Here is a 12,548-nt window from a genome sequence, read left to right as displayed (position 1 = left end):
CGCGTACCCATCCCGAACACGAACGTTAAGCCTTCCAGCGTCGATGGTACTTGGACCGCAGGGTCCTGGGAGAGTAGAACGTCGCCAAGCAACAAGAAGAGCCTCATTGGAGAAATCCAGTGAGGCTCTTCTTTGTATATGATGCACAACTAGAGCACTGAAGGATGAGGTTCAACAGCCATGATTTGTAACGGCAAAACGCTGCTAAACGTCGGAACGCGAAGTATAAATCGGCTCCGATTTACCGAACACTATAACATCTGGTCGGGTGTTGCAATCTTGTGTAAATCTGTTATAATGTATCTAAAGTCAAAGAAAGTCAAAGTCAATTTACTTCTATTTTGGAGGTTGAATTGATGCGCAATGTTTCAGAAATCATCGAGCACTATTTGAAACAAACTTTGCAGCAGAGTCCCGAAGGCGTCATCGAAATCCAACGAAACGATTTGGCGGATCAGTTCAATTGCGTTCCTTCGCAGATTAATTATGTAATAAGCACTCGCTTCACCCTGGAAAAGGGATACATCGTCGAAAGCAAGCGCGGCGGCGGCGGGTATATTCGCATCCAAAAAATCGAGCTGAATTCGCATGGTGCGGTGCTGGATCATATTTTTCAAACGATCAGTACCCATATGGATCAATCCGCTTCCGAAGGGCTGTTGTATCAGTTGAAGGAGGGCGGATTCATCACCCATCGGGAAGAATCGTTAATGAGGGCCGCCATGAACCGCGATGTGCTGACATTGAAGCTGCCCTTGAGGGATGAGATTCGTGCCAAGCTTTTGAAAGCAATGCTGATTTCCTTATTAAGCAGTCGATGATTCATTCAAGGAGGGAACCGGATGATTTGTCAGGAATGCGGAAAAAAACAAGCTACACTTCATTTCACAAAGATCTTGGGCGGGGAAAAGACCGAGTTCCACATTTGCGAATCTTGCGCAAGGGAGAAGGGCGAGCTGATCCCCGGCACGCCTAACGGGTTTTCCATCCATAACTTGCTCAGCGGTCTGCTTGATTTTGATCCGACTTCGCACAACGCGCTTTCGAGCAAATCGCAGCCCAGCCGCTGCGAACATTGCGGACTTACGTATAGCCAGTTCAGTAAGGTGGGGCGTTTTGGTTGCAGCGAGTGCTATAAGCATTTTGGAGAAAAGCTTGACCCGCTCTTTAAAAGAGTTCATGGAAATATTGTTCATACAGGCAAAGTTCCAAAACGCTCGGGCGGGGTAATTAAATATAAACGCGAAATCGAACAGATGAAGAAGGAGCTGCTTGTCCGTATCGAGAATGAAGAATTCGAGAAAGCGGCACAGCTCCGAGATCAAATAAAAGATCTGGAAAAGAAGCTGGCCGAAAGCTAGCCCGGAATATGGCGGACAGGAGGAATGCTTATGGCGGAAGCAAACCGTTTTACGCAGCAAGCGCTGAGCGATTGGATGAAAGGGGATGGCCCGGAGTCGGACATCGTCATCAGCAGCCGAATCCGTATTGCTCGTAACCTGAGCGCATATCCTTTTCCGATGCTGGCCACGAACCAGCAATCCAAGGAAGTGCTTGAGCAGGTCGCTGACGTGTTAAAGAACGAGGAACTAAACACGATCAGCAAATTCAGTCTTGTGACGCTATCGGAGCTGAACGAGCTGGAGAAACGAGTACTTGTCGAGAAACATTTAATCAGTCCTGCACTGGCCAATGAATCGCGCAACGGGGCGGTTATTTTAAATGAAAACGAATCGATCAGCATTATGGTGAATGAAGAGGACCATCTTCGAATACAATGCTTGTGCCCCGGTTTTCAGATCAGAGAGGCGTGGGACCTTGCCAACCAGATTGACGACCTCTTCGAAGTTCAGCTCAATTATGCTTTTGATGAGAAAAGAGGCTACCAAACAAGCTGTCCTACCAATGTGGGAACGGGCATTCGGGCATCCGTTATGCTTCACCTGCCGGCACTCGTATTGACTCAGCAAATTAATCGCATTTTGTCCGCTGTTACGCAGGTTGGTCTTGCGGTAAGAGGGTTGTACGGTGAAGGGAGCGAAGCGCTTGGTAATTTGTTTCAAATCTCGAATCAAATTACACTCGGACAGTCCGAGGAAGAAATTATCGATAATCTGTACGGGGTCGTAAGGCAGATCATCGAGCATGAACGCGCCGCCCGTCAAAAGCTAATATATGAGACGAAAGCAAAAATTTTGGACCGCGTCAGCCGATCATACGGGATTTTGTCCTATGCGGCGATAATGGATTCGAAAGAAGCGGCGCAGCGGCTCTCCGATGTGCGTCTTGGCATCGATCTTGGGTTTATAAAGAATGTCTCCCCTCACTCGTTGAATGAGCTTTTAGTCATGACGCAGCCTGGTTTTTTGCAGCAGTCGGCAGGAGAAAAGCTCACGGCTGAAGAAAGAGACATTAGAAGGGCTCAATTGATTCGAGACAAAATATCCGCAGTGGCGGAGTGAGCCTGGGTATCACACAGTAAGTTTCATTTTATTGCTAGACCAATTATGGAGGTGTTACACATGATGTTTGGCAGATTTACGGAACGTGCACAAAAGGTGCTGTCTTTGGCGCAAGAAGAAGCGGTCCGGTTGGGCCACAATAATATTGGAACTGAACATATTTTGCTCGGACTGATCCGGGAAGGCGAGGGAATTGCCGCGAAGGCGCTCATTGCGCTCGGTCTCGGTCTCGAGAAAATTCAGGACGAAGTCGAATCGCTCATCGGAAGAGGCCAAGAACAGCCGTCGAATATCGCCTACACGCCAAGAGCAAAAAAAGTAATCGAGCTCTCGATGGACGAAGCCCGTAAACTAGGCCATACGTATGTCGGGACAGAGCATATTTTGCTCGGCTTGATCCGTGAAGGCGAAGGCGTTGCCGCTCGCGTGCTCAATAACTTGGGCGTGAGCCTGAACAAAGCACGCCAGCAAGTGCTGCAGCTGCTGGGAAGCAGTGAAGTGGTCTCGCCTAACCATGGAAACCCGACCAATGTCAACACACCGACGCTGGATGGTTTGGCCCGCGACCTGACCGCATATGCAAAAGAAGGAAACCTCGATCCGGTGATCGGGCGCAGCAAAGAAATCGAACGCGTAATCCAGGTGCTCAGCCGCCGTACCAAGAACAACCCGGTACTGATCGGGGAACCTGGTGTCGGTAAAACGGCGATTGCCGAAGGACTGGCACAAAAAATTATCGCCAACGAAATTCCTGAAACGCTGCGAGACAAACGTGTAATGACGCTCGATATGGGTTCGGTCGTTGCAGGTACGAAGTACCGCGGCGAATTCGAGGATCGCTTGAAAAAGATTATGGACGAAATTCGTCAAGCCGGGAACATCATTTTGTTCATCGACGAGTTGCACACGCTCATCGGCGCAGGCGGCGCGGAAGGTGCTATCGATGCTTCCAACATTTTGAAGCCGGCACTCGCCCGCGGCGAACTGCAGTGCATCGGTGCGACGACGCTTGACGAATACCGCAAATATATTGAAAAAGATGCCGCACTGGAAAGACGTTTCCAACCGATTACGGTGGATCAGCCTTCTCCGGAAGAAGCTATTCAAATTTTGCACGGCTTGCGCGACCGTTATGAGGCGCATCATCGCGTAAAAATTACGGATGAAGCGATCGAGCAAGCGGTACGCTTGTCGGACCGTTACATTACGGACCGCTTCCTGCCGGACAAAGCGATCGATTTGATTGACGAAGCCAGCTCGAAAGTAAGGCTTCATTCGTACACCGTACCGCCAGATTTGAAGAAGCTGGAAAGCCACCTGGACGACATCCGCAAAGAGAAAGACGCGGCGGTGCAAAGCCAGGAATTCGAAAAAGCGGCTTCCTTGCGGGATACCGAACAAAAACTGCGCGAAGAGCTTGATTCCACGAAGAACGAGTGGAAAGAAAAGCAGGGCCGCACCGATTCCGAAGTAACGCCGGACGATATTGCCCAGGTCGTAGCAAGCTGGACAGGAATTCCGGTTGTGAAGCTGGCCGAGGAAGAAACCGAAAGGCTACTTAAGATGGAATCGATCCTGCATGACCGGGTGATCGGTCAAGACGAAGCGGTGAAAGCCGTTAGCCGCGCCATTCGCCGGGCAAGAGCGGGACTGAAAGATCCGAAGCGCCCGATGGGTTCGTTCATCTTCCTTGGACCGACGGGTGTAGGTAAGACCGAATTGGCCCGCGCTTTGGCGGAATCGCTGTTCGGCGATGAAAATGCGGTTATCCGTATCGACATGTCGGAGTACATGGAGAAGCATTCGACCTCCCGTCTGGTCGGAGCGCCTCCGGGATATGTCGGCTACGAAGAAGGCGGTCAACTGACCGAGAAGGTTCGCCGCAAGCCATACTCCGTCGTACTGCTGGATGAGATTGAAAAAGCGCATCCGGAAGTGTTCAACATTCTGCTTCAAGTGCTGGAGGACGGGCGTTTGACCGATTCCAAAGGCCGGACGGTAGACTTCCGCAATACGCTTATCATCATGACGTCCAACGTCGGGGCGGAAGCCATTAAGAAAAACACGACGCTGGGCTTCACTGCGGCGCAAGATGCAGGCCGAGAGTATAATAATATGAAGGATAAAGTGATGGGCGAGCTTAAAAAGAGCTTCCGTCCGGAGTTCCTGAACCGGATCGACGAAATCATTGTTTTCCATTCGCTCGATGAGAAGCATATCGCCGAAATCGTGACGCTGATGGCCGACGATTTGCGCAAGCGTCTGAAAGAACAAGATGTCGATTTCCTTCTGACCGACGCGGCGAAAGCGTTCCTGGCGAAGGAAGGCTACGATCCGGCATTCGGTGCAAGACCGCTGCGCCGAGCGATCCAGAAGCACATCGAGGACCGTCTGTCCGAAGAATTGCTTCGCGGCAATATTGCCAAAGGCGACAAGCTGACGATTGACGAGAAAGACGGAGAGCTTGTCGTTGAACGAACGCAAGAAGTAACGTCGTAAGCGTAATAGTAAAATCCAACCTCGCCCGATGAACGTCGGGGGGGTTGGATTTTTTTGTATTTGGAGGGAGATGGGTTTTCAAATACAGGCGCAAAATGGTACACTGAGAAATAGTGGAATTTTTTTATCAGTTCTGGAATACAGGACCGATCGTAGAAGCAGGAGTTGGACATGGTAAAAACGAAAACCAAATTTTTTTGTCAGCAGTGCGGCTACGAGTCCCCCAAATGGCTCGGAAAATGCCCAGGCTGTCATGCATGGAACAGTTTTGTGGAAGAAGTAGAAACTGTCAGCAAAAGCCAGGGGCTGCACACTTCCTTTTCCAAGAAGAAAGAAAAGCCGGTTTCGATCATAAACATAGAGAGCAGTGAAGAGCAGCGAATTGTTACGGACAATAAGGAGCTTAACCGCGTGCTGGGCGGCGGCATCGTCCCGGGCTCGCTTATTCTGGTCGGAGGCGATCCCGGGATCGGCAAGTCAACGTTGCTGCTGCAAACATCGTTTGAGCTTACGAAGCAGCAGCTGAAAGTTCTTTACATCTCCGGAGAAGAGTCCGTTAGACAAACGAAGCTTCGGGCCGACCGGCTTCAAGTGGTTTCTCCCCTGTTATTCGTTCTTAGCGAAACGAATGTGGAGCACATCGAAGCGGCGATCGATGAGATCGGCCCTGATTTTGTCGTGATCGATTCGATTCAAACGGTATACCATCCGGCTGTCACTTCAGCGCCGGGCAGCGTTTCCCAAGTGCGGGAGTGCACCGGTCATTTTATGCGGATCGCCAAAATCAAAGGCATTGCAACGGTAGTTGTTGGTCATGTTACTAAAGAAGGGGCGATTGCCGGTCCCCGTATGCTCGAACATATGGTCGATTGCGTGCTTTATTTCGAAGGCGAGCGGCACCATTCGTACCGTTTATTGCGCGCGGTCAAAAACCGCTTCGGCTCGACGAACGAAATCGGCATTTTCGAGATGCAGGAAATCGGATTGGTCGAAGTCAATAATCCGTCCGAGCTATTCTTGTCCGAACGTCCGCTAGGCGTATCCGGATCAACAGTCGTTGCCAGTATGGAGGGAACCCGTCCGGTGCTCGTAGAGCTGCAGGCGCTCGTTTCGACGACGAATTTTCCTTCGCCGCGCCGCATGGCGACCGGGTTCGATCATAATCGTTTATCGCTCATTATTGCCGTTTTAGAAAAACGAATGGGAATGTTCCTGCAAAATCAGGATGCTTACCTGAATATTGCCGGCGGGGTCAAACTCGATGAACCAGCGGTCGATTTGGCGGTAGCGGTGAGCATTGCGTCCAGCTTTCGTGAACAGCCTACGCAGCCGTATGACGTCGTCTTCGGCGAAGTCGGTTTGACCGGAGAAGTACGCGGCGTATCCAGAGTCGACCAACGCGTGCGCGAAGCGCAAAAGCTTGGCTTCAAGCGGGTGATTGTGCCGCAAAAAAGCTTGAAAGGCTGGGCTCCCCCGGCAGGCATTGAAATTATCGGCGTCAATACGGTAGCCGAAGCGCTTTCGGCTGCTTTACTATAACCAGGTATCGGTAAGAATGGAGGGACATTACGTGAGCAAGGAAATGACCAAAAGGGATGTGATGAGCCAACTGCTGCAGCTCGTCGCTCCGGGTACGCCTTTTCGGGAGGGACTCGAAAACGTGCTTCGAGCGAAAACCGGCGGATTGATCGTCGTCGGCTACAGCCCGGAAGTGATGGAAATCGTGGACGGCGGGTTCTCCATCAATTGTGATTTTTCGCCCAACTATTTATATGAGCTGGCCAAAATGGACGGAGCGATTATTTTAAGCGAAGATTTGAAACGAATCCTTTATGCGAACACACAGCTGATCCCGGATTCATCGATTTCTTCCATCGAAACGGGGATCCGTCATCGGACGGCAGAGCGGGTGGCGAAACAAACGTCCAAACTCGTTGTCTCCATTTCGCAGCGGAGGAATGTCATTACTTTGTACCAGGGCAACCTGCGTTATGCACTGAAAGATATCGGCGTTATTTTGACCAAGGCCAATCAGGCGATACAGACGTTGGAGAAATATAAGTCGGTGCTCGATCAAGATTTGACCAATCTCGGCGCTGCCGAATTCGAGGAGCTTGTCACACTTCATGATGTGACAGGGGTCGTTCAGCGGGTTGAGATGGTGTTGCGGATTCGGGCGGAGATTAAAAGATATATTAATGAACTCGGTAACGAAGGACGGCTCATCAGCATGCAGATGGAAGAATTGGTCGGCCATACGGAGCATGAATCGTATCTGCTGATCAAAGATTACGTCAGAGATCCAAGCGACGAGAAAGTCAAGGAAGTGATGGCGGCATTGCGCCGACTTGCTTCGGATGAAATTTTGGATCATTCCCATATTGCCCGGGTGCTTGGTTACGGACATGCCGCGATTAATGCGGAGGAGACGGTTTCGCCGCGTGGTTACCGGGTTCTTCACAAAATTCCGCGGCTGCCTTCAGTGATCATCCATAATTTGGTCGAGCGGTTCGAGTATCTTCCGCATTTGATGATGGCTACGATAGAAGAACTCGACGATGTCGACGGAATCGGCGAGGTACGCGCGCGCACGATTAAAGAGGGACTGAAACGTATCCAAGATCAGGTACTCATTGACAGACATATATAACTTGCATACAATCAGAGGGTAGCCTAATATAATGAAATGGATTGGGGTACAGTAAAACCAGAGGTGGACTATAAACATGATAACGAAATCCCTGCCGAACTTATTTACCGTTGGAAACCTGTTCTTGGGAATAATTTCCATTATTTTAGTGTTTAACAATAATCCCGAGCTTGCGGCGATTATGGTCATTGTTGCCATGCTGCTCGACGGATTGGACGGACGCGTGGCACGCGCCTTGAACGCGCAGAGCGAATTCGGCAAAGAGCTTGATTCTTTGTCCGACGTTATTTCGTTCGGAGTTGCTCCGGCGTTCATCATGTACGTAGTCGCTTTTACCGAATTGAATGCAGCGGCTGCATGGATTGTGACGGCGATTTTCCCGATTTGCGGAGCGCTCAGACTTGCCCGCTTCAACGTGGTGGCGGGTACGCCGGGATATTTTATCGGACTTCCGATTCCGGCGGCCGGCGGCGTGCTGTGTACGCTTGCCCTTTTTCATAACGAATTGAATACACTCGTACTCGTGCTTTCGACGCTGCTGCTCTCCTATTTGATGGTCAGCACCGTGAAATATCCGAACTTCAAGAAGGTCGGCATCCCGAAAGCAGCCTTGTGGATTACTCCGGTTGTCGTTGCGGCAGCGGTGCTGCTTGCTATTTTATATCCAAGCTTGCTGTCCAAGCTTATCTTCGTCCCGCTCGTGATCTATGCGTTGTGGGGGTTAAAAAAAAACGTTGATCGGCTCTTCTTCCGAAGAAGAAAGAAAAACAAAAAGGTAGAAGAAAACGAAAGCAAAACGACGACGTTCTAACATGCCGTTGCTCCATAATGAATCGGTGAAAATGAAAAGCATTTATTTTCCGGAAGGAAAGTAGATGCTTTTTTTTGCATTTTCTTCGTCTTCCGAGGATTAGGCAGGAAACTTTTGGTTCATAATTGTAACGAGGAAGATGAAACGATTGATTAATGGAGGTGAAATCTATGATGAGAAAGTGGTTCCAGCTTCTGTTTGCAGTTATTGGCGGTGCGCTTGGAGTACAGTGGAGTGATACGATTCGTAAGCCATTTTTTGACGTCATAGAACCGGTTTCGGGACTGGATTCGATGCCAGGATATGAATTCTGGATGTTTGCGCTGGGGGCCGTATTGTTTTATTCCGTCAGCACGGTTGTGCTTTATTATGTAACAAGATTGGTGCAAAAAGGAGAAGAGCAGGTAGGGAACGTGCCGATCACAGAGCTGCTGGCCGGTTCCGTCGGCATGGTCATCGGACTGTTGATATCGTCCGTCCTGTTCGGTCCGTTGGAAGATGCCGGTTTGACAAGCCCGCTCATCCATATGCTTTGTATTGCGTTGTTTGCTTGGGTAGGCTACCGTCTTGGCTCGGTCAAGAAAGATGAACTCATGGCGCTGCTCGATAAGAGGCAATCCGGACGAGACCGGGGAGCGGGTGAAGCAAAAGGATTCGAGGAACATAAAATACTCGATACCAGCGTTATTATTGACGGCCGCATAGCGGATATTTGCAAAACCGGGTTTATCGAGGGGACGCTCGTCATTCCGGAATTTGTTCTGGAGGAGCTGCAGCATATCGCCGATTCGTCAGATTTACTCAAACGGAACCGGGGACGTCGCGGACTCGATATTTTGAACAAAATTCAGAAAGAACTCGATGTGAAAGTACTGATCTATGAAGGCGACTTCGAGGAAATTTCCGAAGTGGACAGCAAACTCGTGCGGCTCGCCAAAGTGCTTCAGGGCAAAGTCATCACAAACGATTTTAACCTGAATAAAGTATGCGAACTGCAAGGCGTATCGGTGCTGAACATCAACGATCTGGCCAACGCGGTGAAGCCGGTCGTTCTGCCGGGCGAGGAAATTTTGGTACAGGTTATTAAGGACGGCAAGGAACATGGACAAGGCGTAGCTTATTTGGATGACGGGACGATGATCGTCGTTGAAGGCGGACGTGATTTCATCGGTACGACGCTCGATGTGCTGGTGACCAGCGTACTGCAAACTTCAGCAGGCCGAATGATCTTTGCCAAACCGAAGCTATTGGAAAAAGCGCTCTAACAAGGTATGATAAGGGAGATGCGCTTTTGGAGGACAGCGGCAGGCGCAAGAGCAGCCGCAACTTCTTGAGCCGATACGTTGTGGCAGGTGAGAGCAATGAAGGACAAGCTGGGGATTGTCATCGTAGCTGCGGGCAAAGGTTCGAGAATGGGCACGCAGGAGAGCAAGCAATACTTGCAGATCGACGATAAACCGATATTGGTACATACATTGTTGAGGTTCAACCGGATGGACGCGGTGGACGAGATCGTCCTCGTTACCGGCCCGGACGATGTAGAACGCTGCAAGGGATATGCGGAGCAGTACGGTCTCGGTAAAATAAAGCGAATTATTCCGGGGGGAAAAGAGCGTCAGGATTCTGTTTATCAAGGGCTTCTGACGCTCACCGGTTATGTGGAATGGGTCATGGTACATGACGGCGTACGGCCTTTTGCGGCAGAGGAGCATATCATGGCGTGCCTTGCCAAAGCGAAAGTGACAGGTGCCGCGGTATTGGCCGTTCCTGTAAAGGATACGATCAAAGTCGTTGACCGTGACGGCTTTATTAAAGCCACCCCCGATCGGAGCAGCTTGTGGGCGATCCAAACCCCGCAGGCTTTTCGCTTTTCTTTGCTGGTGGAAGCACATGAACAAGCACGCCGGGAGTCGTTCCTGGGGACGGACGACGCCATGCTGGTGGAGCGGCTTGGCACGAAAGTGGCTGTAGTGGAAGCCGATTATTACAATATTAAAATCACAACGCCGGAGGATTTGCCTTGGGCCGAGTGGATCATACGTCAGGTCAGGGGAGAGAAGAAATGATGATTCGTGTAGGACAAGGTTTTGATGTGCATCAGTTGGTGGAAGGGCGTAAATGCATTATCGGCGGCGTAGAAATTCCTTATGAAAAAGGGCTTCTTGGCCATTCCGATGCGGATGTGCTGCTGCATGCGCTGAGCGATGCCATCCTGGGGGCGCTCGGACGCGGCGATATCGGGAAACATTTTCCCGATACGGATCAAGCATTCAAAGACGCCGACAGCTACAAGCTATTGGAGCAGGTATGGGCGCTTGCGAAGGAAGCGGGATACCGTCTGGGCAACGCGGACTGTACGATCATCGCCCAGAAGCCGAAGATGGCTCCTTACATTCCCGCTATGGTGGAACGGATTGTCACAGCGCTGGAGGCGGAAGAACCGACACAGGTCAATGTCAAAGCGACAACGACGGAACAGCTTGGGTTCACGGGACGCGGCGAAGGCATTGCGGCGCAGGCGGTTGTTTGTCTGGTAAAAGGTGTGCTATGATAACGAATAATATTTTTTTCGGAATTACTCGTTGCCGTTATTTTTGAGAGGAGAACATTTCCATGGATTTTCGCGTTAGGTATGCCCCGAGTCCGACCGGACATCTTCATATCGGCGGAGCCCGCACGGCTTTATTCAATTATTTGATCGCCCGCAAGGAAGGCGGTCGCTTTATTATTCGTTTCGAGGATACGGACCAGACCCGTCATCAAGAGTCGGGCATCAGCAACCAGCTGGACGGATTGCAATGGCTTGGCGTCGATTGGGACGAGAGCGTAGATATCGGCGGCCCGTACGGTCCTTATCGGCAGACGGAACGTTTGCACTTATATAAGCCGTTTATTGAACAATTGATCGGCAGCGGCGATGCCTATTATTGCTACTGTTCCGAGGCGGATCTGGAGCAGGAACGGGCGGAGCAGGAAGCAAAAGGCTTGATGCCGATGTATTCGGGCAAGTGCCGTCACTTGACGCCGGAGCAGGCTGAAGCATGCCGCGCAGAAGGACGTAAGCCGTCGATCCGGTTCCGCGTGCCGGAAAACCGCACCATCTCGTTTAACGACCGGATTCGCGAGCAGGTGGAGTTTGAGTCCGGCGGTATCGGTGATTTCATCATCGTTCGTCCTGACGGAATCCCGACCTATAACTTCGCCGTTATTCTTGACGATCATTTGATGAAAATCAATCTGGTCATTCGCGGGGAAGAGCATTTGACCAATACGCCGCGGCAAATTATGATGTACGAGGCATTGGGCTTGCCGGTGCCGGAATTCGCGCATTTATCGCTCATACTGAATCAAGATCGCAAAAAAATGAGTAAGCGCGACGAATCCATCATTCAATTTATGGAGCAGTATCGCGATCTCGGTTATTTGCCGGAAGCGGTCATGAATTTCATTGCGCTGCTGGGCTGGTCGCCGAAGGGCGAGGAAGAGATTTTCTCCAAAGAAGAATTGATCGCTCAATTCGATTTGAGCCGTATTTCCAAAAGTCCGGCCGTGTTCGATATGGATAAGCTGAACTGGATGAATAACGTATATATCAAAAAAGCCGATCCCGACCGGATCGTATCGATTGCCCTTCCGCATCTGCAGAAGGCGGGGCGTCTGTCGCAGTCGCTCAGTGCCGAGCAGGAGCAATGGGTGCGCTCGCTCGTCGGGCTGTACCAGGAGCAGCTGCGATTCGCTGGGGAAATCGTGCCGCTGTCGGAGCTTTTCTTCCGGGAGGACGTTACGTTCGAGAACGAGGAAGCGAAGTCAATGCTTTCGGAAGAGCATGCACCGGTCGTGTTGAGCAGTTTCTTGTCTCAAGTAGAGCAGGCTGCGGACTTTACGGTAGACGCGATGAAAGGCATCATGAAAGCCGTTCAGACGGAAACAGGGTACAAAGGAAAGCCGCTGTTCATGACCGTACGCGTGGCGCTTACCGGTCAAATGCACGGGCCGGATCTGAACATGACTATGTACTTGCTCGGTAAAGAAACCGTGATGAGCCGAGTGAAGAAATTATTGTAATGGCGGATTATTTCCGCTATACTAAACAATCATAAAGCGAAGGCGACGAACGGGAAAGTAC

General features: G+C 50.7%; 11 protein-coding genes and 1 rRNA gene. All 12 read left to right on the top strand.

The genetic code is table 11. From position 1 onward, the window contains the following. Positions 1 to 90 (top strand): 5S ribosomal RNA (rrf, locus tag ACFQI7_RS34475); the annotation flags it as partial. 266 nt (positions 91 to 356) lie between these two features. Then, positions 357 to 821, top strand: coding sequence for a CtsR family transcriptional regulator (locus ACFQI7_RS34470; RefSeq protein WP_218102725.1), 465 nt, complete (start codon positions 357 to 359; stop codon positions 819 to 821). A 21-nt stretch (positions 822 to 842) separates the two neighbouring features. Continuing rightward, complete coding sequence (locus tag ACFQI7_RS34465; RefSeq protein ID WP_218102724.1) at positions 843 to 1,361, top strand: UvrB/UvrC motif-containing protein; 519 nt, start codon at positions 843 to 845, stop codon at positions 1,359 to 1,361. Between the two features lie 30 nt (positions 1,362 to 1,391). Further along, complete coding sequence (locus tag ACFQI7_RS34460; protein ID WP_218102723.1) at positions 1,392 to 2,462, top strand: protein arginine kinase; 1,071 nt, start codon at positions 1,392 to 1,394, stop codon at positions 2,460 to 2,462. A 60-nt stretch (positions 2,463 to 2,522) separates the two neighbouring features. Further along, positions 2,523 to 4,961: an ATP-dependent protease ATP-binding subunit ClpC gene (gene clpC / locus ACFQI7_RS34455; RefSeq protein WP_218102722.1), complete on the top strand. Its 2,439-nt coding sequence runs from the start codon at positions 2,523 to 2,525 to the stop codon at positions 4,959 to 4,961. Between the two features lie 171 nt (positions 4,962 to 5,132). Next, entirely contained in the window at positions 5,133 to 6,500 is a 1,368-nt protein-coding gene (gene radA, locus ACFQI7_RS34450; RefSeq protein WP_218102721.1) for a DNA repair protein RadA, read from the top strand. 43 nt (positions 6,501 to 6,543) lie between these two features. Beyond that, positions 6,544 to 7,611, top strand: coding sequence for a DNA integrity scanning diadenylate cyclase DisA (gene disA, locus ACFQI7_RS34445; protein WP_218102729.1), 1,068 nt, complete (start codon positions 6,544 to 6,546; stop codon positions 7,609 to 7,611). Between the two features lie 76 nt (positions 7,612 to 7,687). Beyond that, positions 7,688 to 8,422 (top strand): CDP-diacylglycerol--serine O-phosphatidyltransferase, encoded by a 735-nt coding sequence (gene pssA, locus ACFQI7_RS34440; RefSeq protein WP_218102720.1) that lies wholly within the window; start codon positions 7,688 to 7,690, stop codon positions 8,420 to 8,422. A gap of 170 nt (positions 8,423 to 8,592) precedes the next feature. Next, positions 8,593 to 9,687, top strand: a complete 1,095-nt coding sequence (locus ACFQI7_RS34435) for a PIN/TRAM domain-containing protein (protein ID WP_218102719.1) — start codon at positions 8,593 to 8,595, stop codon at positions 9,685 to 9,687. 96 nt (positions 9,688 to 9,783) lie between these two features. Then, the gene (gene ispD, locus ACFQI7_RS34430) at positions 9,784 to 10,488 is read left to right on the top strand and encodes a 2-C-methyl-D-erythritol 4-phosphate cytidylyltransferase (RefSeq protein WP_218102718.1); all 705 of its coding nucleotides are present in this window, start codon (positions 9,784 to 9,786) and stop codon (positions 10,486 to 10,488) included. Then, positions 10,488 to 10,973 (top strand): 2-C-methyl-D-erythritol 2,4-cyclodiphosphate synthase, encoded by a 486-nt coding sequence (gene ispF / locus ACFQI7_RS34425; protein WP_218102728.1) that lies wholly within the window; start codon positions 10,488 to 10,490, stop codon positions 10,971 to 10,973. Before ispD ends, ispF begins: the two co-directional genes overlap by 1 nt. A 56-nt stretch (positions 10,974 to 11,029) precedes the next feature. After that, positions 11,030 to 12,487 carry a glutamate--tRNA ligase gene (gltX, locus tag ACFQI7_RS34420; protein WP_329958294.1) on the top strand — a complete coding sequence of 486 codons (1,458 nt, stop codon included), beginning with the start codon at positions 11,030 to 11,032 and terminating at the stop codon, positions 12,485 to 12,487. Positions 12,488 to 12,548 lie beyond the last annotated feature (61 nt).

The sequence above is a fragment of the Paenibacillus allorhizosphaerae genome, from assembly GCF_042659105.1.
Taxonomy (GTDB): Bacteria; Bacillota; Bacilli; order Paenibacillales; family NBRC-103111; genus Paenibacillus_G; species Paenibacillus_G allorhizosphaerae.
This window is presented reverse-complemented; position numbering and strand designations above follow the sequence as displayed.

Bases quoted from the DNA above. Each gene is read 5' to 3' on its own strand.
- ACFQI7_RS34470 (WP_218102725.1), top strand. From the start codon at position 357: ATGCGCAATGTTTCAGAAATCATCGAGCACTATTTGAAACAAACTTTG.
- ACFQI7_RS34465 (WP_218102724.1), top strand. From the start codon at position 843: ATGATTTGTCAGGAATGCGGAAAAAAACAAGCTACACTTCATTTCACA.
- ACFQI7_RS34460 (WP_218102723.1), top strand. From the start codon at position 1,392: ATGGCGGAAGCAAACCGTTTTACGCAGCAAGCGCTGAGCGATTGGATG.
- clpC (WP_218102722.1), top strand. From the start codon at position 2,523: ATGATGTTTGGCAGATTTACGGAACGTGCACAAAAGGTGCTGTCTTTG.
- radA (WP_218102721.1), top strand. From the start codon at position 5,133: ATGGTAAAAACGAAAACCAAATTTTTTTGTCAGCAGTGCGGCTACGAG.
- disA (WP_218102729.1), top strand. From the start codon at position 6,544: ATGACCAAAAGGGATGTGATGAGCCAACTGCTGCAGCTCGTCGCTCCG.
- pssA (WP_218102720.1), top strand. From the start codon at position 7,688: ATGATAACGAAATCCCTGCCGAACTTATTTACCGTTGGAAACCTGTTC.
- ACFQI7_RS34435 (WP_218102719.1), top strand. From the start codon at position 8,593: ATGATGAGAAAGTGGTTCCAGCTTCTGTTTGCAGTTATTGGCGGTGCG.
- ispD (WP_218102718.1), top strand. From the start codon at position 9,784: ATGAAGGACAAGCTGGGGATTGTCATCGTAGCTGCGGGCAAAGGTTCG.
- ispF (WP_218102728.1), top strand. From the start codon at position 10,488: ATGATTCGTGTAGGACAAGGTTTTGATGTGCATCAGTTGGTGGAAGGG.